Origin of the sequence: Variovorax multivorans, from assembly GCF_051216835.1 — a bacterium.
Classification (GTDB): Bacteria; Pseudomonadota; Gammaproteobacteria; order Burkholderiales; family Burkholderiaceae_C; genus Variovorax.
The window spans coordinates 19,493-44,069 of record NZ_JBPJZL010000009.1; the positions used below are offsets into that span (position 1 = coordinate 19,493).

The following is a 24,577-nucleotide window of genomic DNA, read 5'->3' on the forward strand; positions in this document are numbered from 1 at the left end:
AACAACACACCCATGACATCACGCCGCAAATTTCTCACCAGCACTGCCACCACGGGCGCCGCCGCCCTCGCGCTCAGCGCGTTCCCGCCGAGCATTCGCCGCGCGCTGGCCATTCCGGCCAACAACGCCACGGGCACCATCAAGGACGTCGAGCACATCGTCATCCTGATGCAGGAGAACCGAGCCTTCGATCACTACTTCGGCACGCTCATGGGCGTGCGCGGCTTCGGCGACCGCTTCACCATTCCGCTGCCCGCCGACCGCAAGGTCTGGCAGCAGCTCGACGACGCCGGCAACGTGGTGCTGCCCTACTACCTCGACAGCACGCAGGGCAGCGCCCAGCGCGTGTCGAGCACGCCGCACACCTGGGTCGATGCGCACAACGCCTGGGATGGCGGGCGCATGTACCAGTGGCCGCGCTACAAGAAGGCCGGCAAGACGCCGTACCTGCAGTCGATGGGCTACCTGAAGGAAGCCGAGCTGCCGTTCCAGTTCGCGCTGGCCAATGCCTTCACGATCTGCGACGACTACCACTGCGCGATGCACACCGGCACGCACGCCAACCGCTCCTTCCACTGGACCGGCACCAACGGCCCCACCGGCGCCAACGTGGCCTACGTGAACAACGTCAATGCCTGGAGCTCCACCGGCCCGTCGACCGAAGGCTACGAATGGAAAACGTATGCCGAGCGGCTGCAGGAGGCCAACGTCAGCTGGATGGTCTACCAGAACATTCCCAACAACTACGGCTGCAACCCGCTGCTGGGCTTCAAGCCTTACCGCAAGGCGAACGAAGCCTCGGGCAAGCCGGTGAGCACCTCGCTGCCGCAAGGCGCATCGCCGGCCTACGCGCCCGGCGACGACGTGGGCAACCCGCTCTACAAGGGCACGGCCAACACGCTGCCGGTGGCCGACCAGGCAGCCTTCGACGCGGGCGCGATCATGGATGCGTTCCGCGCCGACGTGAAGAACGGCCGGCTGCCGCAGGTGTCGTGGGTGATTCCGCCCGACGTGTACTCCGAACACCCCGGCCCGTCGAGCCCGGTGCAGGGCGCCTGGTACATCCAGCAGGTTCTGGACGCGCTCACCGCCGTGCCCGAGGTGTGGAGCAAGACCGTGCTCTTCGTGAACTTCGACGAGAACGACGGCTACTTCGACCACGTGCCCTCGCCCTCCGCGCCTTCGCCCAACCCCGATGCATCGACGCTCGCTGGCAAGAGCACGCTGCCTTCGCAGGACATGAGCTACGAGTACTTCACGCACCCCGCGCCGCCCGGCATTCCCACCGCGCAGCCCACGCCCGACGGCAACGTGTACGGCCCCGGCATGCGCGTGCCGATGTACGTCATCTCGCCATGGAGTCGCGGCGGCTGGGTCAATTCGCAAGTGTTCGACCACACCTCGGTGCTGCGCTTCGTCGAGGCGCGTTTCGGCGTGAAGGAAGACAACATCAGCCCGTTCCGCCGCGCGGTGTGCGGCGACCTCACGAGCGCCTTCAACTTCGCGACGCCCAACACCGAGGTGCTGCCGGTGCTGGCGGGCAGCCGCACCAAGGCCGAGGCCGACAAGGTCCGCGCCGACCAGGACGTGCTGCCGCAGGTGGTGCCGCCAGCCAACGCGCAATTGCCGCAGCAGGCCACTGGCACGCGGCCTTCGCGCGCCCTGCCCTACGAACTGCACACGAGCGCCAAGGTCGACGCGACCGGCGGCAAGCTTCAGCTGCTGTTCGCCAACACAGGCAAGGCAGCGGCGGTCTTCCACGTGTACGACAAGAAGCATCTCGATCGCCTGCCACGCCGCTACATGGTCGAGGCGGGCAAGACGCTCGACGACACATGGACGCCCGCCGCCGGAGACAACGGCCTCTATGACCTGTGGGTGCTAGGGCCCAACGGCTTCCATCGCCAGTTCAAGGGTAATGTGACTGCGCCGGGCACGAGCAACGCCGCACCCGAAGTACGCGTGTGCTACGACATCACCAACGGCAACGTCTACCTGAACATGCGCAACGACGGCAAGGCCGCGTGCAAGTTCACCATCGTCGCCAAGGCCTACCGTACAGACGGGCCATGGACCGCGACGGTGAACGGCGGCGCCAACGTCGACCAGCGCTGGGATCTCGCAGCCAGCGGCCAGTGGTACGACTTCGCTGTTACCTGCGATGCAGACCCAGCCTTCTACCGTCGCTTCGCCGGCCGCGTCGAAACCGGCAAGCACACGGTGAGCGATCCGGCGATGGGCTTGCCCGAGCTCTGAGCCCCGGCAAGAATGCCGGCATGCTGATGATTCTTCGACATGCCGACGTTCTGCTCACCATGGACGCCGCGCGGCGCGAGATCGCCGACGGCGCGGTGGTGTGCGACGGGCCCGCGGTGGCCTGGGCGGGCCCCACGGCCGACCTTCCCATCGCTTATCACGAGGCTCTGCGCAGCGGCCAGGCCGAGGCCATCGACATGCACGGCCACGTGGTGATGCCGGGCCTGGTCAACGCGCACCACCACATGTACCAGAGCCTCACGCGTGCCGTGCCCGAAGCTCAAGACGCCGAGCTGTTCGGCTGGCTCACCAATCTGTACCTGCTGTGGGCGCGCCTCACGCCCGAGATGATCCGCGTGTCCACGCAGACCGCGATGGCCGAGCTGATGCTCTCCGGCTGCACCACCACCAGCGACCATCTCTACCTGTTTCCCAACGGCTCAAAGCTCGACGATTCGATCGAGGCGGCCGATGCGATGGGCATGCGCTTTCATGCGGCGCGCGGCAGCATGAGCGTGGGCCGCAGCGCAGGCGGCCTGCCGCCCGACGAGGTGGTGGAAACGGAAGAAGCCATCCTGCGCGACAGCGAACGCCTCATCGGCCGCTGGCACGACGCCTCGCGCCACTCGATGCGCCGCATCGTGCTCGCGCCGTGTTCGCCGTTCTCGGTGTCACGCGACCTGATGCGGCTTTCGGCCGAGCTGGCGCGCGAACGCGGCGTGTCGCTGCACACGCACCTGGCCGAGAACGACAACGACGTGGCGTACTCGCGCGAAAAGTTCGGCATGACGCCGGCCGAGTACGCCGAAGACCTGGGCTGGGTCGGCCGCGACGTGTGGCACGCGCACTGCGTGAAGCTCGACGAAGCCGGCATCGCGCTGTTCGGCCGCACCGGCACGGGTGTGGCGCACTGCCCCTGCTCCAACATGCGGCTGGCCTCGGGCATTGCGCCCATCGGCGCGATGCGCCGCGCGGGCGTGCCCGTGGGGCTGGGCGTGGACGGCAGCGCGTCGAACGACGGCGCGCACATGCTGGGCGAAGCACGGCAGGCCATGTTGGCCTTCGACATGCGCGGGGTCGCGCATGCGGGTGCGGGGCACGACCCGGTGGCGGCGCTGGTGCTCTGCACGCCGGGTTCGGTGTCGCTGAGCGTGATCAACGGGGTGGTCCGCATCCGCGACGGCGGCTTTACCGGGCTGGAGCTGGCTCCGCTGCTGGCAAGGCATCGCGACCTTGCACGCACGCTCTACGACGGCGCGCGGCACCCGCACACGGCCTGAGCCCCCCCGGCAGCGCCGGTTGAGTGCCCTCGGACCCTAGGCACCAACCCTTATTGCCAACGCCGGAGCCCCTCCGCAGAATGCGCCGACCGAATAGAACGACCGTTCTATTCGGTGGCCGAGCGCCCCCGTCGGCCTTCCCAAGACTCACAACAACAGGGAACTCCCCGATGAAGCGCAGAGACATCCTCAAGTGGTCCGCCTCGGCGGGCGGCCTCGGCCTGCTGGCCGGCAAACCCTCCATCGCATCGGCAGCCCTGCCGGTGCTCAAGCCCACGCTGCCGCAGAAGATCGACCCGATCAGCGCCACGCTGCGGCGGCTCGAGCTGGTGGGGCGGCAGGCGACTTACCTCTGGACCGAATCGCACATCAACCTGGCCGGCGTGCCGATGGGCGCGGTGGTGCCGGCGACCGAGCTGCCGGCGCTGGAGCACCAGCTCAAGACCATCGCGAAGGCCGTGGAAGCCGTCACCAATTTCGCGGCCTCGTTCGCCACCAGCGCGCTGGCCTCGGGCAGCCTGCAGTCGCTCGACAACCTGCGCACGCGCCTGGCTGGCCTGCAGGCCAGCTTCGACCAGCTGCTGGCCGCCAACGGCGGATTGGCGACGCTGCCGGCCGCGGTGCTGAGCCTGCTGGGCACGCTCACCGGTACGGCGGGCGACATCGCCACGCAGCTCAAGCAGATTCACCACGACCTGCTGTCGCAAGGCCCGCTGGGCGCGCTGAACGGACCGAAGACGGTGGCGCAGTACGACGCGCTGTTCGTCACCATCGAGAAGCCCGCCATCTCGCAGCTGCTGCACGACAACGACCTGTTCGCGGCCATGCGCGTGTCCGGGCCCAACCCGATGCTGATCCAGCGTGCGACGGCACTGCCCACCAAGTTCCCGCTGAGCGACGCGCAGTACCGGCAGGTGATGGGCGCCAACGACAGCCTCGCCGATGCGGCCGCCTCAGGTCGGCTCTACCTGCTCGACTACGAAGGCCTGGGTGACATGGCGCAGACAGGCCCGCAGGTCAAGCCTCTCACGGGCACCGCCTACATCCACGCGCCGCTCGCACTGTTCGCGCGACCGAAGACCGGCCGCTCGCTGGTGCCGGTCGCGATCCAGTGCGGGCAAGACCCGACGCTGAGCCCGATCTTCCTGCGCGTGGACGACACCGCCAACGCCGAGGCCTACTGGGCCTGGCAATCGGCCAAGACCGCGGTGCAGGTGGCTGACTTCAACTACCACGAGATGTTCGTGCACCTGGGCCGCACGCACCTGATGTCGGAGGCCTTCACGATGGCCACGCAGCGCCAGTTCGCGACCGCGCATCCGCTGAGCCGGCTGCTGTCGCCGCACCTGGAGGGCGCGATGTTCATCAACGAGTTCGCGACGCTGATCATCATGGCGCCGCTGACCACGGGCGACGTGATCCTCACCGCGCCCATCGAGACGCTGCAGCAGCAGTGCGGGCGCGACCGGCTGGCCTACGACTTCTACGACCGCATGATGCTGCCCAACGACCTGCGCACGCGCGGCGTGGACGACACGGCGGCGCTGCCCGACTACCCGTACCGCGACGACGCGCTGCTGGTGTGGAACGCCATCGCGCAATGGGTCGGCGACTACGTGGCCACCTACTACCTGAGCGACGCCGACGTGACCGGCGACTACGAGCTCAAGGCCTGGGCCACCGAGCTCGCGACCAGCGGCAAGGTGCACGGCTTCCGGCCGATCACCACGCGCGCACAGCTCATCGACGTGCTGACCGCGATCATCTTCAACGCCAGCGCGCAGCATGCGGCGGTGAACTTCCCGCAGTACTCTGTGATGACCTATGCGCCCTTCAGCGCGGGAGCAGGTGGCGTGCCGGCGCCGACGAGCAGTGCGGGCCAGAACGAGGCGAGCTGGTCGCAGATGCTGCCTTCGCGGCTGGCGGCGCAGGAGCAGATCCTGCTGTTCCACATCCTCGGCGGCGTGTACTACCGACCGCTGGGCGAGTACAAGGACAACGTGTTCCCGCATCTGCCGGTGCTGCTCGACCCGGCAATCGCCGGGCAAGGCGGTCCGCTGGAGCGCTTTCGCAACGCGCTCGTCGGCATCGAAGCCATCATCCGCCAGCGCAACACCACGCGCACGCGGCCCTACGAGCACCTGCTGCCGAGCCGCATCCCTTCGAGCACGAACATCTGAAGCAGATGCGGGCGCCGCTCAGCGGCGCATGGTGTCGAGCTGCGTGACGGGCGCGCTGTCGTTGCCCCATGAGCCGCGCACATAGGTGAGCACGGCCGCGACCTCGGCCGCATCCAGCGTCTGGCCGAACGGCGGCATGCCGTAGGGACGCGGATTGCCGGGCGTCGAGGGCAGGAAGCCACCGTGTGCGATCACCTGGATCAGGTTGGTGGGCCGAGCCATGTTGACGGCGCGGTTGCCTGCGAGCGGCGGATAGGCGCCGGCCGCGCCCTGCCCCTGGTCGCCATGGCAGTAGGCGCAGCGCTGGTCGTAGATCTTCGCGCCGCGCGTCATGGTGCCGGCATCGCGGCGGATGGGGGCCTTCGCGACAACGGCATCGGCCTCGGGCTTCGGTGCGTCGGGCAGGTCCTTCAGGTAGCTCGCCATGGCCGTCAGGTCGGCCTCGCTCAGGTACTGCGTGCTGCGGAACACCACGTCGGCCATCGGACCCATGACCGAGCCGCGCGGTGCAACGCCGCTCTTGAGCAGCGCGACCACGTCGGCCGCGGGCCAATCGGCCACGCCGGCTTCATGCGGATCGTTGAGCGACGGCGCGTACCAGTTCTCGACGGCGATGAGGCCGCCCGAAAGCCCCAGCTTCGTCTCGGTCGCGCCCAGCGAATTGCGGCTGCCGTGGCAGGCGATGCAATGGCCCAGGCCGTTGACCAGATAGGCACCCCGGTTCCATTCGGCCGGCTTGCCGGCATTGGCCACGAAGGGCTCGGGCTTGAACGACAGCACGCGCCACACGGCCAGCGCCGCCTGCGTGTCGTAGGGGAAGCGCAGCCGGTGTGCCTTGTTGGGCTCGGGTGCGGGCGGCACGCTGCGCAGGTAGGCGTAGATCGCGTCCGAATCCTCGCGCGTCACCTGCGTGAAGTTGGGGTACGGAAACGCCGGGTACAGCAGCCGCCCGTCCTTGCTGCGGCCGTTGTGCATCGCGCGCCAGAAGTGCGCGCTGCTCCAGCCGCCGATGCCAGCCTTGTCGTCGGGCGTGAGGTTGCTCGAATAGATGGTGCCGAAGGGCGTTTCGATCGGCAGGCCGCCCGCATAGGGCTGGCCACCGCGCGTGGTGTGGCAGCCCGCGCAGTTGCCGGCCAGCGCGAGGTAGCGTCCGCGCTCGATGAGCTGCGGCGTGGCGGTGAAGGCTTCGGCTTGCGCGGGCAGCGGGTCTTCGCCGCGCAGGTTCATGGCCACGATGCCGCCGGCGGCGGCTGCGCCGAGCACGATCAGCGTCAGCAGCGTCCAGGCCAGGTGTCGGAGTTTCATGGGCGCGGCTCCGTCACTTCGGCATGCCGCCGCAGGTCACGGGCAGCGGCGCGGGGAGCGAGGCCGCGGGCTTCGTGTCGGCCGGCATCGGCTGCACGGCGAGCCAGCTCGCGACGGCGTTGATGTCGGCGGTGCTCATGCGCCGGCCGATGTCGGCCATGCAGTCGGGCGGCAGTGCATGCCGCTCGCTCGTGAGCCATGCGCCGAGCTGCGACGACACATACAGCCGCGGCAGCCCCAGCAGCCCCGGAATGGCCGGCTGCACGCCCGTGAGCGCCGCGCCGTGGCACTGCACGCAGGCGGGTATGCCGCGCGCGGCATCGCCTTCGCGCACGAGCTGGCGGCCGCGCTGAAGCTGTTCGGGCGTCGCGTCGCTGGTGGGAGAAATCGGCGGGTAAGGGAGCTGCAGCCCGGCGAAGTATTCGGCCATCTCGCGCAGGTACGCATCCGACAGGTGCTGCACCATGTACGCCATGTCGCTGTTGAAGCGCCGGCCGTCCCTGAAGCTCACGAGCTGGTTGAACAGGTAGCCGGCCGGCTTGCCCGCCAGCCGCGGAAAGTAGCCCGCGTTGGTGGTCGCGCCCTCGCGGCCGTGGCAGGCAATGCAGGCGGCCACGCGCTGCTCGATGGTGTCGGGCACCGTGGCAGGCGTCGCGGCGCCCGCCATGCCCTGCACGGCAAGCAGCAGCCCGGCAACGGCGAGGCAGATGCGCAGCTTCATGTACCCGCAGCGTAGTGCGCCAGTGCCAGCAGCCCCGCGATCAGCAGCAGCACCATCACGAACGCCACGCCTATCAGCGGCAGGATGCCGACTTGCGCGGTCCGCTTGTCGGCGTCGGCGCGGCGACCGCCCAGCCCGATGAAACTCCAGAGAACGGCGCGCACCGCGCGCATGAGATTCGACATGGAGCCAAGTGTGGCCCAGGCGGACCCAAAAAAACAGATGCAGATCCGCTTCAATTGACCGGTGCAGATAAAGTGCTGCCGAATGAAGAACACCCTGCGATGAAGCGATATGAAGCCCTGGCCGCCGACATCGAGGCCTCGATCCGCAACGGCACCCTGAAGACCGGCGACCGCCTGCCCTCGGTGCGCCACACCGGGCAGAGCCGCGGGGTCAGCGCATCGACCGTGTTCCAGGCCTACTACCTGCTGGAGGCGCGCGGGCTGGTGCGTGCGCGCGACCGCTCGGGTTACTACGTGGCCGGTGGCGGCCTTCGCGATGTGCCGCCCGAGTCCACCCTCACCTCGCGCCCGGCCGAGGGGCCGCTGTCGCTGGACGTGAGCGACAAGGTCTTCGACATCCTCGAAGCCAGCATGTCGCGCAAGGTCGTGCCCTTCGGCTCGGCCTTTCCGAGCCCCTTGCTTTTTCCGCTGGCGCGGCTCGGGCAGTTCATGGCCGCCAGCGCCAAGTCGCTCGACCCATGGAGCACGGTGGACGACCTCACGCCCGGCAGCGCGGCGCTACGCCGGCAGATCGCGCTGCGCTACCTGGCCGACGGCATGCCGGTGCCGGCCGACGAGATCGTCATTACGAACGGCGCGCTCGAAGCGCTGAATCTCTGCCTCGCGGCGGTCACACGCCCGGGCGACGCAGTGATCGTCGAGTCGCCCACCTTCTACGCCGCACTGCAGGCGCTGGAACGCATGGGCCTGCGGGCCATCGAGGTGCCGACGCATCCGGGTGAAGGCATCGACCTCGAAGCGCTGGAACTGGCCATCGCGGCGCACAAGCCCACCGCTTGCTGGCTCATGACGACCTTCCAGAACCCGCTCGGCAGCCTGATGCCCGATGCGAAGAAGAAGGCGCTGGTGGAGCTGCTCGCGCGGCACGAACTGCCTCTGATCGAGGACGACGTATACGCCGAGCTCTACTTCGGCGAGCGCCGTCCCGCGCCTGCCAAGGCCTTCGATACGCAGGGGCTGGTGCTGCACTGTTCGTCGTTCTCGAAATGCCTGGCGCCCGGCTATCGCATCGGCTGGACCTCGGCCGGTCGATTCGCGCGCAAAGTCGCACGACAGAAGCTCACGACCACGCTAAGCACCTCGGCGCCCGCGCAGCTGGCGCTCGCGGGCTATCTCGAAAAGGGCGGGCTCGACAAACACCTGCGCAAGCTGCGGCAAACGCTGGCAATGCAGCAGGCCACCTTCGCGCAAGCCGTGGGCCATTATTTTCCGCCGGGCACGCACGCGACGCGGCCGCTGGGCGGGTACTTCCTGTGGGTCGAGCTGCCTGCGCGGGCGAACGCTCTGGAGATTCACCGCAAGGCGCTGGAGCTGGGCATCAGCGTCGCGCCCGGGCCGATCTTCTCGGCCACGCGCGCCTTCACCAACTGCCTGCGGCTGAACTACGGCCACCCGTGGAGCGCGCTCAGCGAGCAGGCAATGCAGACACTCGGCCGGCTGGCTGCCGAAGCGTCCTGAACAGCAGGAAGGCCGCGATGCTCACGTTCACCAGGTTCCAGCCGATGCCGTTCAGAAAGGCCGCGTGGTAGCTGCCCGTGAGGTCGAACACCTTGCCCGACATCCACCCGCCCAGCGCCATGCCGAACAGCGTGAACATCAGCACCGTGCCCACGCGCGCCCCCGCCTCCTTCGGCGGAAAGTGCTCGCGCACGATGATCGCGTACGACGGCACGATGCCGCCCTGGAACAGCCCGAACAGCGCCGAGATCACGTAGAGCGGCACCAACCCGTCGAAGGGCAAAAACAGCAGCAGCGCCACGCACTGCAGCAAGCCGCCCAGCAGCAGCGTGCGCAGTCCGCCGATGCGATCGCAGATGGCGCCCGACGCCAGCCGGCTCACGATGCCGAAGCCCAGCATCAGCGACAGCATCATCGCGCCCTGCGCCGGTCCGTAGCCCAGGTCGCCGCAGTAGGCCACGATGTGCACCTGCGGCATCGCCATCGCCACGCAGCAGGCCACGCCGGCAACGCACAGCAGGCTCTGCGCCGCACCCATGCTCAGGCCGAAGGGGCGCGTCATGTCGCGCACCGCGGCCCTGTTCGAAGCGTTGGCGGGCGGTACATCGGCCAGCGCGGGCGGCCGCGCGCGGAAGAACAGGGCGAGCAGCGCCATCGTCAGGCCGCAGAAGATGCCCATGCCGATGTAGGTCTGGCGCCAGCCCACGATTTCGACGAAGTGCTGCGCGATCGGCGGCCACACCGCGCCCGCCAGATAGTTGCCGCTCGCGCACACCGCCACCGCGATGCCGCGCCGCTTGACGAACCACAGCGAGGTGTCGGCCACCAGCGGCGCAAAAGCCACCGAGCTGCCGAGCAGGCCGACCAGCAGCGCCTGCGCGATGGTGAATGACTCGATACCGCCCGAGAGGCCAGTCGCGATGTACCCCGCGCCGAGGAACACCGAGCCCATAAGCAGTGGCCGCATCACGCCGATGCGGTCGGCCAGCTTGCCCATCAGCACGCCGCCGAAGCCGAAGCCCAGCATCAGCAGCGTGTAGGGCAGCGAGGCATCTGCGCGCGCGACGCCGAACTCGGCCTGCACCGCGGGCAGCATCACCGACACCACGTACATGCCGCTGCTGCCGACCGTCATGACCAGCAGAGTGAGGCCCAGGCGCACCATGGCGTAGCGTGAATCCGCCTGATGGGCGGTTGTCTCGTTTGTCTTCATTTTTGTCTCCGCGACGAGGATACCCCGTGACGCGAAAACGCGAGGCACGCAAAGAGCCCGGTCAGGTCGGACGCTGCCTCTTCTGGCTACAGGTCAGGCGACGACAGGCCGCTCGCCGCGCTGCAGCCGCCGCTCGATGTCTTCCAGCACCTGCGGCAGGTCTGCCACGCTGTCGATCACGTAGTGCGCGCCGGCAGCTTCGAGCTCGGCGGTGGCGCGTGCGCGGCGCTCCTGCTGCTGGTTGGTGTCGAGCGCCTGCCATTCGGCCAGCGTGAGACCGTTCACGTTGCCGCTGACGGCCACGCCCACGGCCCAGGTGCCCGCGTTGAGGCCTTCCTGCAGGCCGACACCGGTGTCGTCGACCTTCACCACGGTGTGCGGCGGCCACACACCGAGGTCGGCGAAGCAGCGGTACATCATGAGCGGCGACGGGCGGCCTTCGGCGAGGTCGCCGCCGCACACGAGGTTGTCGGGCGCATAACCACCGGCCGCGGCGATGGGTACGACCACTTCCATGATCGGGCGGTTGTAGCCGGTGGTCGAGCCTATCTTCAGGCCGCGCCGGCGCAGCACGCCGACTGCATCGAGCGCGCCCGGAATGAAGTCGGCGTGGTCGCGCGCGCTGGCTGCGTTCATGGGCGTGAAGATTTCGTACAGCTTGTCGGCATCGGCGTCGTTGAACGCATGGCCGTGCTTTGCTTCCCACTGCGCATTGATGCGCGGCAGCGTGCCCAGCGCCTTGATGTGGTCCCACTTGGCCACGCCCATCGGGCCACGCGCCTCGGCGATGGTGATGTCTATGCCGAACTGCTCGAAAAGCTTCACGAAGGCACCCATGGGTGCGCAGGAGCCGAAATCGAGGATGGTGCCGGCCCAGTCGAAGACGACGGCCTGGAGCTGGGAGTGGTTGTGGGCGTTCATGGCGGCTGAGATGAAGAGGTTCGGAAGGAAGGCAACGGCCTTGCAGCCGTCACCAGGCGTTGAAGACGTCGTGCGCAATGCCGAAACCGGTGCTCGCCCCACTGCCGCTGGTGACCAGCACCACGCGCGTCGCGTCGTCGGGCGCGTCGATCACGCAGGGCGTGGTCTTCGATGAGGGGTACACGCCGGTCCAGCGCTCGGTGATCTGCGCGGCCTCGAGGTTCAGCGTGCTGCGCAGGTGGCGCAGGATGAGCTGGTCGACCTCTTCCATCGCGAAGGGCTCGGGCGCGTCGGCGTAGTGGTGCGAGTCGCCGACCACCAGCGAGCCGTCGGCGCTCTGCACCACGATCAGGTGGATGCCGTGAGCGAGCGATGCGGCCTCTTCCTGCTGCAGGCGTGCGCGCAGCGCGGCGGCTTCGGGCAGTGTGCTGTAGCCCTCGTAGCGCACGAGGCTCAGGTCCATCATCACGGAGCCCGGCAGACGAAAGCCCGCTTCGGGCTTCACGCGCAGCATCTGCAGGCGGCACAACGTGAGCTCGTGTGCGGCAATGCGGTCGGCGAACAGGCCGTGCAGGTCGGTGTTGGTGCAGACCACCACGCGCGCGGCATGCAGCGTGCCGCGCGAGGTGCGCACGCGGGGCGTTTCGACTTCGAGCACGGCTTCGCTGAAACGGAACGTCACGCCGTGCACCTCGGCCAGCCACTTGGTCAGCAGGCCGATGGCGGTGCGCGATTCGACGCGCAGTTCGTGCGGGCTGAAAAGCACCGAGCGCGCATCCGCCAGGCTCAGCGTCGGCGCCTTGGCCTGCGCATCGGCGGCGTCGAGCAGTTCGCAGCCCTTGCCCATCGGCGTGCGCATGAAGGCTTCGAGCACGTCGTGCGCCTCGGGGCGATAGGCCGCGAGCCAGAGGTTGCGGTGCACGACCTCGATGCCGGCCTGCGGCGCGACCTCGTTCCACACACCGCGGGAATGCATCGCGCGGCGCCACATGTCGCCCGGCGCCTGGCCAGTGATGGTGATGAAGCCGAAGTTGCGGATCGAAGCGCCGATGCAGGCTGCATCACGCTCGACTACGCAGACCTTGAGGCCGCGCTGCACGGCGCTGTAGGCGTGGGCCAGACCGACGATGCCGGCGCCGACCACGATGAGATCGAAGCTGTCCGGGTCGTGTGCGGGGGCAGCGATCATCGTTGTCTCCAGGCCTGCGTGCGCTTGAGCGCCCACTGCCCCGCCAGCGCGAACACGCCCCGGCCGATGGCGGCAGTGAGCATGATCAGCGAGGCCATGGCGGCGGCGGGCGCGACGTCGCCGGCGTCGTCCATGTTGAGCACGGCGATGGCGGCGAGCGTGGTCTGCGGCGAGTAGAGGAACACGACGGCCGACACGGTCGTCATCGCATTGACGAAGAAATAGCCGCCCACGTTCAGCACGGTCGGCAGCGCCACCGGCAGGTGCACGCGCCATAGCGTGCGCCAGAACGGCACGCCCATTGACTCGGACACCAGCTCGTATTCGCGGTCGAGCTGGCGCAGCGCCGTGAGCGAGGTCAGGTGCGCCACCGAGAAGAAGTGCGCCACCGTGCACACCACGAGGATGGTCATGCTGCCGTAGATGGCGCGCAGCGGGTTCGAAGGCGAGATGAAGAAGAAGATGTAGCCCACGCCCAGCACCAGCCCCGGCACCGCGAGCGGCAGGTTGGCCAGCAGGTTCAGCAGCTCGCGCAGCAGGCCGAAATGGCGCGGCTTCTCGACCAGATATGCCGAGATGAAGGTGATGAACGCGCCCGCCACCGCCGCGCACACGGCCAACCGCAGCGAGTTGAAGTAGCTGCCCCAGCCGCCTCCGTCCATGTTGCTGAAGTCGTAGTTCTTGAACGACGGCACGAGGTTGTAGGGCCAGAAGGTGGCCAGCGAGGCGAACACCGCCATGCCGATCATCACCAGGATGCCGCAGGCCGTGAGCACGCAGAAGGCCAGCAGCGCGCGGTCGCGCACCTTCACGGGCTCGGGCTGGTAAGGCGTGGCACGCGCCGACAGCGCCGCCGCCTGCTTGCTGCGCACATGGCGCTCGACCAGGAACGACAGCACTGCCGGGATCAGCAGCACAAGGCCGACCACAGCGCCCATCTGGAAGTTCTGCTGCCCGACCACCTGCTTGTAGATGTCGGTCGCGAGCACGCCGGTCTGGCCGCCCACGACCTTCGGCACGCCGAAGTCGGTGATGACCAGCACGAACACCACCATCGCGGCCACGATCAGGCCGTAGCGCGAGGCCGGCAGCGTCACCGTGCGGAAGATGCGCCAGCGCGAGGCGCCCAGCGTCTGCGCGGCCTCGTAGAGCCGGCCGTCGGAGGTGGCCATGGCGGTGGTGAGAATCAGCAGCGCATGCGGCAGCGTCCAGAACACCGAGCCGAGCACGATGCCCAGCGGGCCGTAGATCGACGCGCCCCCCAGCAGCCCCTTGAACAGGCCCTGGTTGCCAAACAGGTAGACAAGGCTGATCGCGGGCAGCAGCGAAGGCGCCAGCAGCGGCACCAGCGCCACCGCGCGCAGCAGGCCCTTGGCCGGCATGCACGACAGCGTGAGCCCGTAGGCGTACACGTAGGCGATGCCCGTGCAGATCACGGCGCTGAGCGCCGCGAGCCCCAGGCTGTTGAAGGCCGACTGCACCAGCGCCGGGTTGTCGAGGTAGCGCGCGAAGTTGGCAAGGCCCACGAACGCGCCTGCATGGTCGAAGAAGCTCTGGCCGACCAATGCGCCGACCGGCAGCGCGACGATCACCACCAGCAGCAGCACGACCAGCAACACGGCAGCGCCCGTCAGCCAGCGCTCGCGGTCGAATGCGCTGGCGCGCGCCACCACCACCGGCACAACGGCGATGGCGTCGGGAGAACTGCTCATGCTCAGTTCGCCAGGACCGACAGCGCGTTCAGGGGCAGCTGGATGTGCACCATGCTGCTGGGCACCAGCGGATCGCTGCCGCCGCCGCGTGCATCGGCGGGCAGCTCGGCCTCGATCTCGATGCCCAGCGGCTCGCAGGCCAGACGGGCCGAGGTGCGGTTGCCGAAGAACTCGGTGTCGAGCAGGCGTGCCGCAAAGCTGTTGGCGCCAAGCTCGGTACCGAAGCGCTTCACGACCACGTGCTCGGGCCGGATGCCCACGGTTGCCTGCGACCCGACGCTGAGGCTGCCGGGTGCACAGAACAGCTCGCTGTCGCGCACGCGCACCTTGCCGTCGGCCAGCACGGTGGCCGGCAGCATGTTCATGCGGCCCACGAAGCCCGCCACGAAGCGGGTACGCGGCTGGCGGTACAGCTCGTCGGGCGTGCCTGCCTGCTCGATGCGGCCGTTGTGCATCAGCACCACGCGGTCGGCCATCGAGAGGGCTTCTTCCTGGTCGTGCGTGACCATGATGGTGACGATGCCCAGGCGCTTCTGCAGCGCGCGGATTTCGCTGCGCAGGCTGGCGCGCACCTGCGCGTCGAGCGCCGAGAGCGGCTCGTCGAGCAGCAGCAGGCGCGGGTTGGGCGCCAGTGCGCGCGCCAGTGCAATGCGCTGCTGCTGGCCGCCCGAGAGCTGGACGGGGTATTTGTCGGCATGCGCGGTGAGGCCGACGAGGTCGAGCATCTCGCGCGAACGCTTGGCCATCTCGCGGGCCAGTGCGCCCGTGGGATGCAGGCCGTAGGCGATGTTCTGCGCAGCGGTCAGATTGGGAAACAGCGCGTACGACTGGAACACCACGCCGAAGCCGCGCGCCGCGGGCGGCAGGCCCGCGATGTCCTGGCCGCCGAGCAAGATCTGGCCGCTGTCGGCACGCTCGATGCCGCAGACGATGCGCAGCAGCGTGGTCTTGCCGCAGCCCGAGGGGCCGAGCAGGCACACGAACTCGCCGGGCTCGATGTCGAGATCGATGCCGTCGAGCACGCGGGTGGCGCCAAAGGACTTGCCGATGCCGCGGAGGGAAAGAAAGCTGTTCATAGTCAGAGCCCCTCAGTCAAGGAACACCGCGGAACCGGCTTTGCCGGGCCGCTGGTGTTGCCCCCGGTAGGGGGTTGGCGAAGCGACACGAAGTGCGCGAAGACTGGGGGCGAGCTCATTACATCGGCTTCTTTTCCGACTTGGACTCGTAGCGCTTCGACCACTCCGTCAGGATGCGGTCGCGGTTGGCTGCCGCCCAGTTGAAGTCGTTCTTGGCGAGCAGCTTCTCGACGTCACCCGGCACGAATTCGAGCTTTTCCTGGATGCCCGGCAGCGCGAGCACAGCGAAGTTCTTGGCATACAGCTCGTTGGCCTGCTTGGTCACGGCCCAGTCGGCGAGCGCCTTGGCGGCGTCCTGCTTCTTGCTGGTCTTGATGATGCCGGTGGCTTCCATATCCCAGCCCAGGCCTTCCTTCGGCAGCACGATGTCGATGGGAGCGCCGTCGCGCTTGGTCTTGTTGGCGCGGTATTCGAAGGACATGCCGAGCGCGAATTCGCCTGCACCGGCCTGGCGGCAGGGCTTGCTGCCCGACTGGCTGTAGATGCCGATGTTCTGGTGCAGCGCGTCCATGTACTTCCACGCTTTTTCTTCACCCATCATCTGGATCCAGCCCGACACCATCAGGTAGCCGGTGCCCGAGGCGGCCGGGTTGGGCATGGTGATCTGGCCCTTGTAGACCGGGTTGGTCAGGTCGGCCCAGCTGGTGGGCTTGGGCAGGTTCTTCTTTTGCGCTTCGGCGGTGTTGAAGCAGATGGCCGAGGACCACACGTCCATGCCGACCCACTTGGGAGGGTTGGCCGCATCGCGCATGGTCGGCTTGATGGCGTCGAGGCCCTTGGGCGCGTATGGCTGGAGCATGCCTTCCTTGTCGAGCAGCATCAGCGAGGTGGCGGCCAGGCCCCACACCACGTCGGCCTGCGGGTTGGCCTTTTCGGCCAGCAGCTTGGCGGTGACGATGCCGGTCGAGTCGCGCACGAACTTCAGCTCGATGCTCGGGTTCTCCTTTTCGAATGCGGCCTTGTAGGCCTGCACCTGGTCGGCTTCGAGCGCGGTGTAGACCAGCAGCTCGGTGCGGCCCTGGGCCGATGCGGCGAAAGCCAGCGAGAACAGGGCGGCCGGCACGAAGGCCCAGCGGAGTTGACGGTGCAGCATGGTGGAGGTTCCCCTTGGGAAAAATAGAAAGGACGCGATGCGGGACACACGAACAGGCAAGCGAAAGTACGCAAGTGCCGTTCAGCGAATGCGGGCGATGCTGGCACCGGCATGTGACAGGAATTTGTCATATGCCCCAGAAACACCCAAGTGCCCAAAAATGCACCAGAGGCCGGCGATTTCGCGATGGTCTCGTCATCCGCATGTCATTGCGTCAGGTCAAGCTACCGGAGTTATTCCCTGCGTTTTCGCCTCGCTTTCATGACACTCGACCTTGCCGAGATCGCCCGCCTGTTCGCTGAGCGCGGTGGAGTCGCGTACGCGGGCGAGCCCGTGTCCCAGCTCGAACACGCGCTGCAATGCGCCTGGCTCGCGGAGCAGGCCGGTGCGAGCGATTCACTGGTCACCGCCGCGCTGCTGCATGACCTGGGCCACCTGCTGATCGCCGAGCACCAGACGCTATCGCAGTCTCCTACCCAACTGGGTATCGACGACCGCCATCAATACATCGCATTGCCACTGCTGCGCGGCGCCTTCGACATCGAAGTGCGGGAGCCGATCCGCCTGCATGTGGACGCCAAGCGCTACCTGTGCGCCACGCGGCCCGACTATTTCTCGAAGCTCTCGCCCGATTCGGTGCGCAGCCTGGCCCTGCAGGGCGGTGTGATGGACGCGGAAACGGCTCAGCGCTTTGCCACGCACCGCTGGTCGGGCGACGCGGTGCAGCTTCGGCTGTGGGACGAAGAGGCGAAGGTCGAAGGGCTGCAGACGCCGCCTCTGGCCCACTTCCTGGCGACTGCAGCCAGGGTCATGCTGCACTGACGGGCCGATTTTTCAGGGCTGGGCCAGGTTTCCGGCGGATTTCAGGCCGGTTTAAGAAACATTTGTCTACGATGGTTTCTTCATGATGACCGGCGCCGCACGGGCGCCTGCGAGGAAACCACATGTCTTCACCCGTCACCGCGCGCGCAAGCACGTTCATCCAGGTATTGCGCCGCGTCTTCTCGCTCGCGGCGCCCTACTTCCGGTCAGAGGAGAAATGGCGCGCCCGCGCCATGCTGCTGACCATCGTCGCGCTCAACCTCTTCTATGTATATGTGGCGGTGCTGGGCAACCAGTGGTATGGGCGCTTCTACGACGCGCTGCAGAACAAGGACGTGACGACCTTCTGGCGCGAGGTGCGCGTGTTCGGCTGGATTGCCTTCTTCAACATCGCGGTGCAGGTGCTGAAGTTCTACATAACCCAGCTGCTGCAGCTGCGCTGGCGCACCTGGATGACGCGCAGCTACCTGTCGCGCTGGATGGCGGACCGCACCTTCTATCACCTGGAGCTGGCGCGCTACGCCAACAAGGACGGTCACACGCCGGACAACCCCGACCAGCGCCTCCAGGAAGACATGCAGATCTTCACCAGCTCCACGATGACGCTCTCAATGGGCCTGTTGAATGCCGTCGTCACTCTCCTGAGCTTCATCGGCCTGCTCTGGGGGCTGTCGGGCAATTTCTCGTTCACCTTCAACGGCACCACCCACCAGATCGTCGGCGCGATGGTCTGGCTGGCGCTTGGGTATTCCATCGTTGGCACCGTCGTCACGCATTTCATCGGCCGCCCGCTGATCGGCCTGAACTTCAGGCAGCAGCGCTTCGAGGCCAATTTCCGGCATCACCTGGTGCGCGTGCGGGAGTACAGCGAAGCCATCGCACTGGACCATGGCGAGAAGGTCGAGCGCGGCCAGCTCGACCTGCGCTTCGGCGATGTGCTGCGCAACTACCTGCTGCTGATCAAGCAGCAGAAGAACCTCGTCACCTTCACCTCGTTCTTCGGACAGGCCGCGGTGATTTTTCCGTTCCTGGTGGCAGCGCAGCAGTACTTTGGCGGCGCGTTCCAGCTCGGCCACCTGATGCAGATCGGCTCGGCCTTCGGCAAGGTGCAGGAGTCGCTCAGCTGGTTCGTCGACAACTACGACAGCGTGGCCGTGTGGCGCGCCACCACCGACCGCCTTACCAGTTTCGATGACAGCATGACGGCCCACGCCTCGCGGGACGATGCCCTGCAGCGCGCGCCCTCGCAGATGCTGCAAACCGACGACCTCGCAGTCGCGCTGCCGAACGGCACGCCGCTGCTCGCCGGTGCCGCTCTGGCGGTGAAACCCGGTGACAGCGTGCTGCTGCAAGGGCCCTCGGGCAGCGGCAAGTCGACGCTGTTCCGCTCGTTTGCGGGCATCTGGCCGTTCTCGAAGGGCAAGCTGCAGGTGCCCGACAACGTCGCCTTCATGCCCCAGCGGCCCTACGTGCCCGACGGCAAGCTGCGCGATGCGCTGACCTACCCCAACCCCGCATCGAACTTCAGCGACGACCAGCTGCGCCAGGCCCTGACCGACGCACTGCTGCCCGACCTCGTGAGCCGCCTGGACGACAGCGACGCCTGGAGCCAGAAGCTCTCCGGCGGCGAGCAGCAGCGCCTGGCCATCGCGCGGGTGCTGCTCAAGAAACCGGCATGGCTGTTCGCCGACGAGATCACCAGCGCGCTCGACGCGCAGGCCGAGAGCGTGCTCTACAAGCGGCTCGCCGCCACGGTGCACGCCGCCGGCGGGGCGATGGTGTCGATCGCGCACCGTGCGGCCGTGGGCGACTTCCACAACCAGCGATGGACGCTGGTGCCGCAGGAAGACGGCGCCACCGGCGGCGCGCGCTACCGGCTGAACACTTCTGCGGGAGTTCAGCCCGCCGCGGCGTAGCGCTCCCAACCCTTCTTGCGCAGGTCGCAGGCGGGGCACTCGCCGCAGCCGTAGCCCCAGGCCTGGCGGTGCACGCGGTCGCCGAGGTAGCAGGTGTGGGTCTCTTCCACGATCAGGTCGACCAGCGGCTCGCCGCCCAGGCGGTGCGCCATGGTCCAGGTTTCGGCCTTGTCGATCCACATGAGCGGCGTCTCGATGACGAGGCGTCGCTCCAGCCCCAGCGACAGCGCTAGCTGCATCGCCTTCATGGTGTCGTCGCGGCAGTCGGGGTAGCCCGAGAAGTCGGTTTCGCAGACGCCGGTGACGATCACCTGCAGCCCGCGCCGGTAGGCCAACGCCCCGGCCAGCGTGAGAAACAGCAGGTTGCGCCCGGGCACGAAGGTGTTGGGCAGGCCGTCGGCCTGCATGGCGAAGGCGACCTCTTCGGTGAGCGACGAGCCGCCGAGCTGCGCCAGCGCGGCGAGCGTGAGCACATGGTCTTCGCCCAGGCGCGGCGCCCAATCAGGGAAGCGCTCGCGCATCTTCAAGAGGATGGTGCCGCGCACGTCGAGCTCGACGCGGTGGCGCTGCCCGTAGTCGAAGCCCAGGGTTTCGACGCGCTGGTACTTCGAGAGCGCATCGGCAAGGCAGGTGGTCGAGTCCTGGCCGCCGGAAAACAGAACGAGGGCGGTGGTGTGCAGGGGCATATCCGTCAACGGCGGGGCCGCTGTAGTCCAAATGTGCGATTTTCGCAGGCCGGGCAGAGCCGCGGATACGATCCCACGCATGAGCGCTAAACACCTGGCTGCATGGGCCGTCACCTTCGTGGTGCTGCTGGTGGTCGACATGACCTGGCTCGGTGTCGTTGCCAAGGGCATGTACCAGGAGGCGATGGGCGAGCTGATGTCGCCCAACCCGCGTCTGGGCTTCGCGGCCCTCTTCTACCTAATGTACCCCATCGGCCTGCTGGTGTTCGCGATCGTGCCGGGGCTGAAGGCGCAGGGTGTGATGCGGGCCGCGCTGCTGGGCGGCCTGTTCGGCCTCTTCTGCTACGCCACCTACGACCTGACCAACCTGGCCGTCATCCGCAACTGGCCGCTGGCGCTGTCGTTCATCGACATCGCGTGGGGCACGCTGGTGAGCGGCGTGGCGGCTGCAGCGGGCGCGGTAACGCTGCGCTGGTTCGCGTCGCGCTGAGTCGCCTCCGCTAGCCCGGAGTGCATGACACGCCGAAGACAGATCGCGTATTTATTTCAAGAGGAAAGCTGAACTTTCAATCTGCTTTCAACTCGTCACGGCCGGGTCATTCGACGTCTTTAGATTGCATCTCCAGAAATGGTGCGCGGTGCGCGCACCTCTCGAATAACCACCCGAGGGATTTGCATGACCCAACGCTTCATTGCCCCAGCGCTGCTGGGCGTCTCATTACTGCTGTCCGCTTGCGGCGGCAGCAACAACAACGGCGTCGTGTTGCCGTTCATTCCGCCGACGACGACCCCGCCGCCGGCCGCGCAGGCACCCAAGAATGTCCTGTTCTTCCTCGGCGACGGCATGGGCATCACCACCATGACCGCCGCACGCATCTACAAGGTCGGCGAAGACGGCGACCTCACGATGGACACGCTGCCCGAGACGGCCTTCGTCCACACCTATTCGAACGACGCGCAGGTGACCGACAGCGCCCCTTCGATGTCGGCCTACATGACCGGCGTGAAGATGAACAACGAAGTCATCTCGATGAGCCCCGAAACCAAGGCCGCCGACGCCGCGGGCAAGGCCTACCAGGTCAACTTCGACAGCACCTGCCCCTCGGGCAACGGCCAGGCCGTTGAAACACTGCTGGAGCAGAGCAAGGCCAAGGGCTACGCAACCGGCGTGGTAACCACCACCCGCATCACGCACGCCACGCCCGCCGCCACGTACTCGCACGTGTGCCACCGCGACGCCGAAAACACCATCGCCGCCGCGCTCGTGCCGGGCGGCGCCGGCTACAACGGCAAACTGGGCGACGGCGTCGACGTGTTCTTCGGCGGCGGCACCGATTACTTCATCGCCAAAGAAGCCGGCGGCAAGCGCAACGACAAGCGCGACCTGATCGCCGAACTGAAGACCGCCAAATACAGCTTCGCCGCCGACAAGGCCGAGTTCGACAAGCTGCCGGCCGACGGCACCACCAAGATCGCCGGCCTTTTCACCAAGAGCCACATGGCCTACGACCTCGACCGTGTCGCCTCCAAGGAGCCGAGCCTGGCCGAGATGACCGGCAAGGCCATCGACGCGCTGGCCGCGCGCAAGAAGGGCTTCTTCCTGATGGTGGAAGGCGGGCGCATCGACCATGCGCTGCACGCCACCAATGCACGCCGCGCACTGCAGGACACCGGCGCCTTCGACGACGCCATCAAGCTCGCACTCGACAAGATGCAGGCCATCGATCCAGGCCTGAAGAACACGCTGGTTGTGGTCACGGCCGACCACGACCACACGCTGCAGCTCAACGGCTATGCCGCGCGCACCGGCAAGACCGAGGCCGGCAAGCCGGGCGTGCTCGGCCTGGTGAAGGACTATGTCGACACCAGCAAGACCAGCAAGGACGTGGACGGCAACCCGTACACCATCATCGGCTTCGGCAACGGCCCGCGCCGTCTCCCCACGCGCGGCCCGATCGCCGACGCCGACGTGGAAAACGCCGATTACAAACAGGAAGCCGTGGTACCGATGGATGCGGCCAGCGACTCCGAAACCCATGGCGGCGCCGACGTATTCCTCGGCGCGCAAGGCCTGGGCGCCGACAACTTCGCCGGCGTGATCACCAACACCGACGTGTTCGCCCTCATCAAGAAGGCGGTCGGCCTGTGAGGGGCGGCCATCGCTCCAGGACGCACACAACCATGAACACGACCATGAACCGCACCATCCGCAAGACCCCGAAGACCCGCCTGGCCGCCGCCCTTGTCTGCGCTGCAGCAGGCACCCTCGCCGCGCTCGCCGGCACCGCCCACGCCGCCGGCGAAGCCAAGAACGTCATCTTCTTCCTCGGCGACGGCATGGGTCCCGTCACGGTGACCGCCGCGCGCATCTACAAGGGCGAGAAGCAGCTGGCCGCCAAGCCCGGCTCGCTGGTGAGCCCCGAGCGCGCCAACCTCGTCATGCAGTCGCTGCCGTACGCGGCGCGCGTGAAGACCTTCTCGCTCGACGGCCAGACCACCGACAGTGCGCCCTCCATGGCCGCCTACATGACCGGCGTGAAGATGCGCAACGAGGTGATCTCGATGTCGGGCGACACCACCGCCGTCGACAGCACCGGCAAGCAGTACATCAACGGCGAGGACACGACCTGCCAGCCGACCAACGGCAAGGCCGTCGACACGCTGCTCGAACTCGCCAAGGCCAAGGGCCGCGCGGTGGGTGCGGTGTCGACCACGCGCGTCGGCCATGCCACGCCGGCCACCACCTACTCGCACATCTGCAATCGCAATGGCTACAACACCATCGCCGAGCAGAGCGTGCCGGGCCATGCCAACTACAACCCCAAGCTGCTCGACGGCATCGACGTGCTGATGGGCGGCGGCCAGCGCAACTACCTGCCAGTCGCGACCAACCCCAGCAGCAAGCGCACCGACGGCGCCGACCTGGTGGCCGCGATGAAGGCCAAGGGCTACACCTACGTCGACACCGGCACCAAGCTCAAGACCGTCGACACGGCTGCCACCGGCAAGCTGCTGGGCCTGTTCTCGCAGAGCGAAATGGCCTACGAACTCGACCGCGTGAAGCAGAGCCTCGACCAGCCCAGCCTGTCGGACATGACCGAGAAGGCGCTCGGCGTGCTCAGCAAGAACGACAAGGGCTTCTTCCTGATGGTGGAAGGCGGCCGCATCGACCACGCGTTGCACGGCACCAATGCCAAGCGCGCGCTGGAAGACACGCTGGCCTTCGACGCGGCCATCCAGACCGCGCTCGACTACATGGAGAAGAAGGACCCGGGCTTGAAGAACACGCTGGTGGTGGTCACGGCCGACCATGACCATGCGATCGCCTTCAACGGCTATCCGAAGATCGGCAACCCGATCCTCGGCAAGGTCAACAGCTACTCCGACGGCAAGCTGGCAAAGGCGACCGATGGCAAGCCCTACACCACGCTGGTGTTCGGCAACGGCGGCCGGCCTAACGCGACGGGCTCCAGCCAGGTCAATGCGGAAGACGGCAACAAGCCGTGGATCGCACCGGCACGCGCGGCTTCGCGCGACGACCAGACCGCGATGGATACCGAGGACGATAACTTCCTGCAGGAAGTCGGCATCAACCTCGGCACGCCCGGCGCGGAAACCCATGGCGGCGGCGACGTGATGCTGTTCGCCGGCGGCGCGGGCTCGAAGATCTTCAAGGGCACCGTGGAGAACATCAAGGTGTTCAACAAAGTCAAAGAGGCGGCCGGCCTGTGAGCGTTCCCTCGACACTCAAGACGCTGCTGGCGGCTACGGCCCTCGCAGCGCTTCCGCTGGCAGCCAGCGCCGCGGGTGACGCCGCGGCGCCCGACCAGAACCTGCGCATCCAGCACCATGTGCTGACGATCGGCAAGGACGGCGTTCAGCGCGAAAGCCGCTACGCCGACCTGATGTTCCGCCGCGCGGGCACGGTGTGGATCGAGCGCGAGCTACCGCCCGCACTGCGCGCCGACCACGACCACGAGGCCAGCGAAGGCAAGGTGCACATCGGCCACTCGCACGCCGACAACACCGCCGCGCCACTGTGGCTGCGCCGCGATGCGGCCGGCAAGGTGCAGGTGGGCATGGTGCTGCGCCAGCAGCGCAAGCTGATCGAGGTCGACAAGGCCAACTACGGCAACGTGGGCTACGGCGGCTCTTGGGCCAATGCCTACTGGCTCGTCGACCCCGCCAGCCTGCCGCACATGAAGGCGCTGGGCACGGCCGGCAACAAGGGCGTGCAGCGCTACGAGGTGCAGCAGGGCGAGAGCACTCTGCGCATCGACTGGGACGTGGCAGGCCGCTACGCCCGCAAGATCGAGCAGCGCAATGCGCACGGCACCTCGCTCAATGTGATGACGGCTTCGGCCATCCCGGCGCCGAAGACGCTGCCGTGGCAAACGGCCGACGCCTACGAGCGCGGCGAGTACTCCGACCTGCTGGACTGATC

The 24,577-nt window shown here is 67.5% G+C and carries 20 protein-coding genes; 10 read left to right on the forward strand and 10 right to left on the reverse strand.

Annotated elements, in window-relative coordinates; all coding sequences use genetic code 11:
* Positions 1 to 12: 12 nt before the first annotated feature.
* From ACSFCA_RS23350 to ACSFCA_RS23360, 3 genes are all read left to right on the forward strand, one after another.
* Positions 13 to 2,256, forward strand: coding sequence for a phosphocholine-specific phospholipase C (locus ACSFCA_RS23350; protein ID WP_435460944.1), 2,244 nt, complete (start codon positions 13 to 15; stop codon positions 2,254 to 2,256).
* 20 nt (positions 2,257 to 2,276) lie between these two features.
* Positions 2,277 to 3,536 carry an 8-oxoguanine deaminase gene (locus ACSFCA_RS23355; RefSeq protein WP_435460945.1) on the forward strand — a complete coding sequence of 420 codons (1,260 nt, stop codon included), beginning with the start codon at positions 2,277 to 2,279 and terminating at the stop codon, positions 3,534 to 3,536.
* A 170-nt stretch (positions 3,537 to 3,706) separates the two neighbouring features.
* Positions 3,707 to 5,716, forward strand: a complete 2,010-nt coding sequence (locus ACSFCA_RS23360) for a lipoxygenase family protein (RefSeq protein WP_435460946.1) — start codon at positions 3,707 to 3,709, stop codon at positions 5,714 to 5,716.
* Positions 5,717 to 5,734: 18 nt separating this feature from the next.
* Here ACSFCA_RS23360 and ACSFCA_RS23365 read toward each other — a convergent pair whose 3' ends face one another.
* From ACSFCA_RS23365 to ACSFCA_RS23375, 3 genes are read right to left on the reverse strand one after another with little or no spacing between them, the layout of a single operon-like run.
* Positions 5,735 to 7,021 (reverse strand): c-type cytochrome, encoded by a 1,287-nt coding sequence (locus tag ACSFCA_RS23365; RefSeq protein WP_435460947.1) that lies wholly within the window; start codon positions 7,019 to 7,021, stop codon positions 5,735 to 5,737.
* Between the two features lie 13 nt (positions 7,022 to 7,034).
* Positions 7,035 to 7,742: a c-type cytochrome gene (locus tag ACSFCA_RS23370; protein ID WP_435460948.1), complete on the reverse strand. Its 708-nt coding sequence runs from the start codon at positions 7,740 to 7,742 to the stop codon at positions 7,035 to 7,037.
* Complete coding sequence (locus ACSFCA_RS23375) at positions 7,739 to 7,927, reverse strand: DUF2970 domain-containing protein (RefSeq protein ID WP_093050271.1); 189 nt, start codon at positions 7,925 to 7,927, stop codon at positions 7,739 to 7,741. Before ACSFCA_RS23375 ends, ACSFCA_RS23370 begins: the two co-directional genes overlap by 4 nt.
* Before the next feature lie 99 nt (positions 7,928 to 8,026).
* On the opposite strand from ACSFCA_RS23375, the gene ACSFCA_RS23380 reads away from it, so the two are divergent.
* Entirely contained in the window at positions 8,027 to 9,445 is a 1,419-nt protein-coding gene (locus ACSFCA_RS23380; protein WP_435460949.1) for an aminotransferase-like domain-containing protein, read from the forward strand.
* On the opposite strand, the gene ACSFCA_RS23385 is transcribed toward ACSFCA_RS23380, so the two are convergent.
* From ACSFCA_RS23385 to ACSFCA_RS23410, 6 genes are all read right to left on the reverse strand, one after another.
* Positions 9,393 to 10,658, reverse strand: coding sequence for an MFS transporter (locus ACSFCA_RS23385; RefSeq protein ID WP_435460950.1), 1,266 nt, complete (start codon positions 10,656 to 10,658; stop codon positions 9,393 to 9,395). The two genes, ACSFCA_RS23380 and ACSFCA_RS23385, sit on opposite strands and share 53 nt — an antisense overlap.
* Positions 10,659 to 10,751: 93 nt before the next feature.
* The gene (phnX, locus tag ACSFCA_RS23390) at positions 10,752 to 11,579 is read right to left on the reverse strand and encodes a phosphonoacetaldehyde hydrolase (RefSeq protein WP_435460951.1); all 828 of its coding nucleotides are present in this window, start codon (positions 11,577 to 11,579) and stop codon (positions 10,752 to 10,754) included.
* 49 nt (positions 11,580 to 11,628) lie between these two features.
* Complete coding sequence (locus ACSFCA_RS23395; protein WP_435460952.1) at positions 11,629 to 12,768, reverse strand: TIGR03364 family FAD-dependent oxidoreductase; 1,140 nt, start codon at positions 12,766 to 12,768, stop codon at positions 11,629 to 11,631.
* Complete coding sequence (locus ACSFCA_RS23400) at positions 12,765 to 14,480, reverse strand: putative 2-aminoethylphosphonate ABC transporter permease subunit (RefSeq protein WP_435460953.1); 1,716 nt, start codon at positions 14,478 to 14,480, stop codon at positions 12,765 to 12,767. Before ACSFCA_RS23400 ends, ACSFCA_RS23395 begins: the two co-directional genes overlap by 4 nt.
* Positions 14,481 to 14,482: 2 nt before the next feature.
* Positions 14,483 to 15,556, reverse strand: a complete 1,074-nt coding sequence (locus ACSFCA_RS23405) for an ABC transporter ATP-binding protein (protein WP_435460954.1) — start codon at positions 15,554 to 15,556, stop codon at positions 14,483 to 14,485.
* Positions 15,557 to 15,674: 118 nt separating this feature from the next.
* Positions 15,675 to 16,709, reverse strand: a complete 1,035-nt coding sequence (locus ACSFCA_RS23410) for a putative 2-aminoethylphosphonate ABC transporter substrate-binding protein (protein ID WP_435460955.1) — start codon at positions 16,707 to 16,709, stop codon at positions 15,675 to 15,677.
* 261 nt (positions 16,710 to 16,970) lie between these two features.
* On the opposite strand from ACSFCA_RS23410, the gene ACSFCA_RS23415 reads away from it, so the two are divergent.
* Positions 16,971 to 17,531 carry a phosphonate degradation HD-domain oxygenase gene (locus tag ACSFCA_RS23415; RefSeq protein WP_258351091.1) on the forward strand — a complete coding sequence of 187 codons (561 nt, stop codon included), beginning with the start codon at positions 16,971 to 16,973 and terminating at the stop codon, positions 17,529 to 17,531.
* A 122-nt stretch (positions 17,532 to 17,653) separates the two neighbouring features.
* Complete coding sequence (locus ACSFCA_RS23420; protein ID WP_435460956.1) at positions 17,654 to 19,447, forward strand: ABC transporter ATP-binding protein/permease; 1,794 nt, start codon at positions 17,654 to 17,656, stop codon at positions 19,445 to 19,447.
* On the opposite strand, the gene queC is transcribed toward ACSFCA_RS23420, so the two are convergent.
* The gene (gene queC / locus ACSFCA_RS23425) at positions 19,429 to 20,133 is read right to left on the reverse strand and encodes a 7-cyano-7-deazaguanine synthase QueC (RefSeq protein WP_258351093.1); all 705 of its coding nucleotides are present in this window, start codon (positions 20,131 to 20,133) and stop codon (positions 19,429 to 19,431) included. The genes ACSFCA_RS23420 and queC overlap by 19 nt on opposite strands.
* A gap of 79 nt (positions 20,134 to 20,212) precedes the next feature.
* Between queC and ACSFCA_RS23430 the strand changes: the two genes are divergently transcribed.
* From ACSFCA_RS23430 to ACSFCA_RS23445, 4 genes are all read left to right on the forward strand, one after another.
* Entirely contained in the window at positions 20,213 to 20,623 is a 411-nt protein-coding gene (locus tag ACSFCA_RS23430) for a DUF2177 family protein (protein ID WP_435460957.1), read from the forward strand.
* Between the two features lie 186 nt (positions 20,624 to 20,809).
* The gene (locus ACSFCA_RS23435; protein ID WP_258351095.1) at positions 20,810 to 22,282 is read left to right on the forward strand and encodes an alkaline phosphatase; all 1,473 of its coding nucleotides are present in this window, start codon (positions 20,810 to 20,812) and stop codon (positions 22,280 to 22,282) included.
* Positions 22,283 to 22,314: 32 nt separating this feature from the next.
* Positions 22,315 to 23,865 carry an alkaline phosphatase gene (locus ACSFCA_RS23440; protein WP_435460958.1) on the forward strand — a complete coding sequence of 517 codons (1,551 nt, stop codon included), beginning with the start codon at positions 22,315 to 22,317 and terminating at the stop codon, positions 23,863 to 23,865.
* Positions 23,862 to 24,575: a hypothetical protein gene (locus ACSFCA_RS23445; RefSeq protein WP_435460959.1), complete on the forward strand. Its 714-nt coding sequence runs from the start codon at positions 23,862 to 23,864 to the stop codon at positions 24,573 to 24,575. The genes ACSFCA_RS23440 and ACSFCA_RS23445 overlap by 4 nt, the downstream gene beginning before the upstream one ends.
* The last annotated feature ends 2 nt before the right edge of the window (positions 24,576 to 24,577 follow it).

Excerpts from the sequence above, each read along its gene's own strand:
- ACSFCA_RS23435 (WP_258351095.1), top strand. The coding sequence starts at position 20,810 with ATGACCCAACGCTTCATTGCCCCAGCGCTGCTGGGCGTCTCATTACTG.
- ACSFCA_RS23410 (WP_435460955.1), bottom strand. The coding sequence starts at position 16,709 with ATGCTGCACCGTCAACTCCGCTGGGCCTTCGTGCCGGCCGCCCTGTTC.
- ACSFCA_RS23375 (WP_093050271.1), bottom strand. The coding sequence starts at position 7,927 with ATGTCGAATCTCATGCGCGCGGTGCGCGCCGTTCTCTGGAGTTTCATC.
- ACSFCA_RS23365 (WP_435460947.1), bottom strand. The coding sequence starts at position 7,021 with ATGAAACTCCGACACCTGGCCTGGACGCTGCTGACGCTGATCGTGCTC.
- ACSFCA_RS23420 (WP_435460956.1), top strand. The coding sequence starts at position 17,654 with ATGTCTTCACCCGTCACCGCGCGCGCAAGCACGTTCATCCAGGTATTG.
- ACSFCA_RS23350 (WP_435460944.1), top strand. The coding sequence starts at position 13 with ATGACATCACGCCGCAAATTTCTCACCAGCACTGCCACCACGGGCGCC.
- ACSFCA_RS23370 (WP_435460948.1), bottom strand. The coding sequence starts at position 7,742 with ATGAAGCTGCGCATCTGCCTCGCCGTTGCCGGGCTGCTGCTTGCCGTG.
- phnX (WP_435460951.1), bottom strand. The coding sequence starts at position 11,579 with ATGAACGCCCACAACCACTCCCAGCTCCAGGCCGTCGTCTTCGACTGG.
- ACSFCA_RS23395 (WP_435460952.1), bottom strand. The coding sequence starts at position 12,768 with ATGATCGCTGCCCCCGCACACGACCCGGACAGCTTCGATCTCATCGTG.
- ACSFCA_RS23430 (WP_435460957.1), top strand. The coding sequence starts at position 20,213 with ATGAGCGCTAAACACCTGGCTGCATGGGCCGTCACCTTCGTGGTGCTG.
- queC (WP_258351093.1), bottom strand. The coding sequence starts at position 20,133 with ATGCCCCTGCACACCACCGCCCTCGTTCTGTTTTCCGGCGGCCAGGAC.
- ACSFCA_RS23355 (WP_435460945.1), top strand. The coding sequence starts at position 2,277 with ATGCTGATGATTCTTCGACATGCCGACGTTCTGCTCACCATGGACGCC.
- ACSFCA_RS23415 (WP_258351091.1), top strand. The coding sequence starts at position 16,971 with ATGACACTCGACCTTGCCGAGATCGCCCGCCTGTTCGCTGAGCGCGGT.
- ACSFCA_RS23385 (WP_435460950.1), bottom strand. The coding sequence starts at position 10,658 with ATGAAGACAAACGAGACAACCGCCCATCAGGCGGATTCACGCTACGCC.
- ACSFCA_RS23440 (WP_435460958.1), top strand. The coding sequence starts at position 22,315 with ATGAACACGACCATGAACCGCACCATCCGCAAGACCCCGAAGACCCGC.
- ACSFCA_RS23380 (WP_435460949.1), top strand. The coding sequence starts at position 8,027 with ATGAAGCGATATGAAGCCCTGGCCGCCGACATCGAGGCCTCGATCCGC.
- ACSFCA_RS23400 (WP_435460953.1), bottom strand. The coding sequence starts at position 14,480 with ATGAGCAGTTCTCCCGACGCCATCGCCGTTGTGCCGGTGGTGGTGGCG.
- ACSFCA_RS23360 (WP_435460946.1), top strand. The coding sequence starts at position 3,707 with ATGAAGCGCAGAGACATCCTCAAGTGGTCCGCCTCGGCGGGCGGCCTC.
- ACSFCA_RS23405 (WP_435460954.1), bottom strand. The coding sequence starts at position 15,556 with ATGAACAGCTTTCTTTCCCTCCGCGGCATCGGCAAGTCCTTTGGCGCC.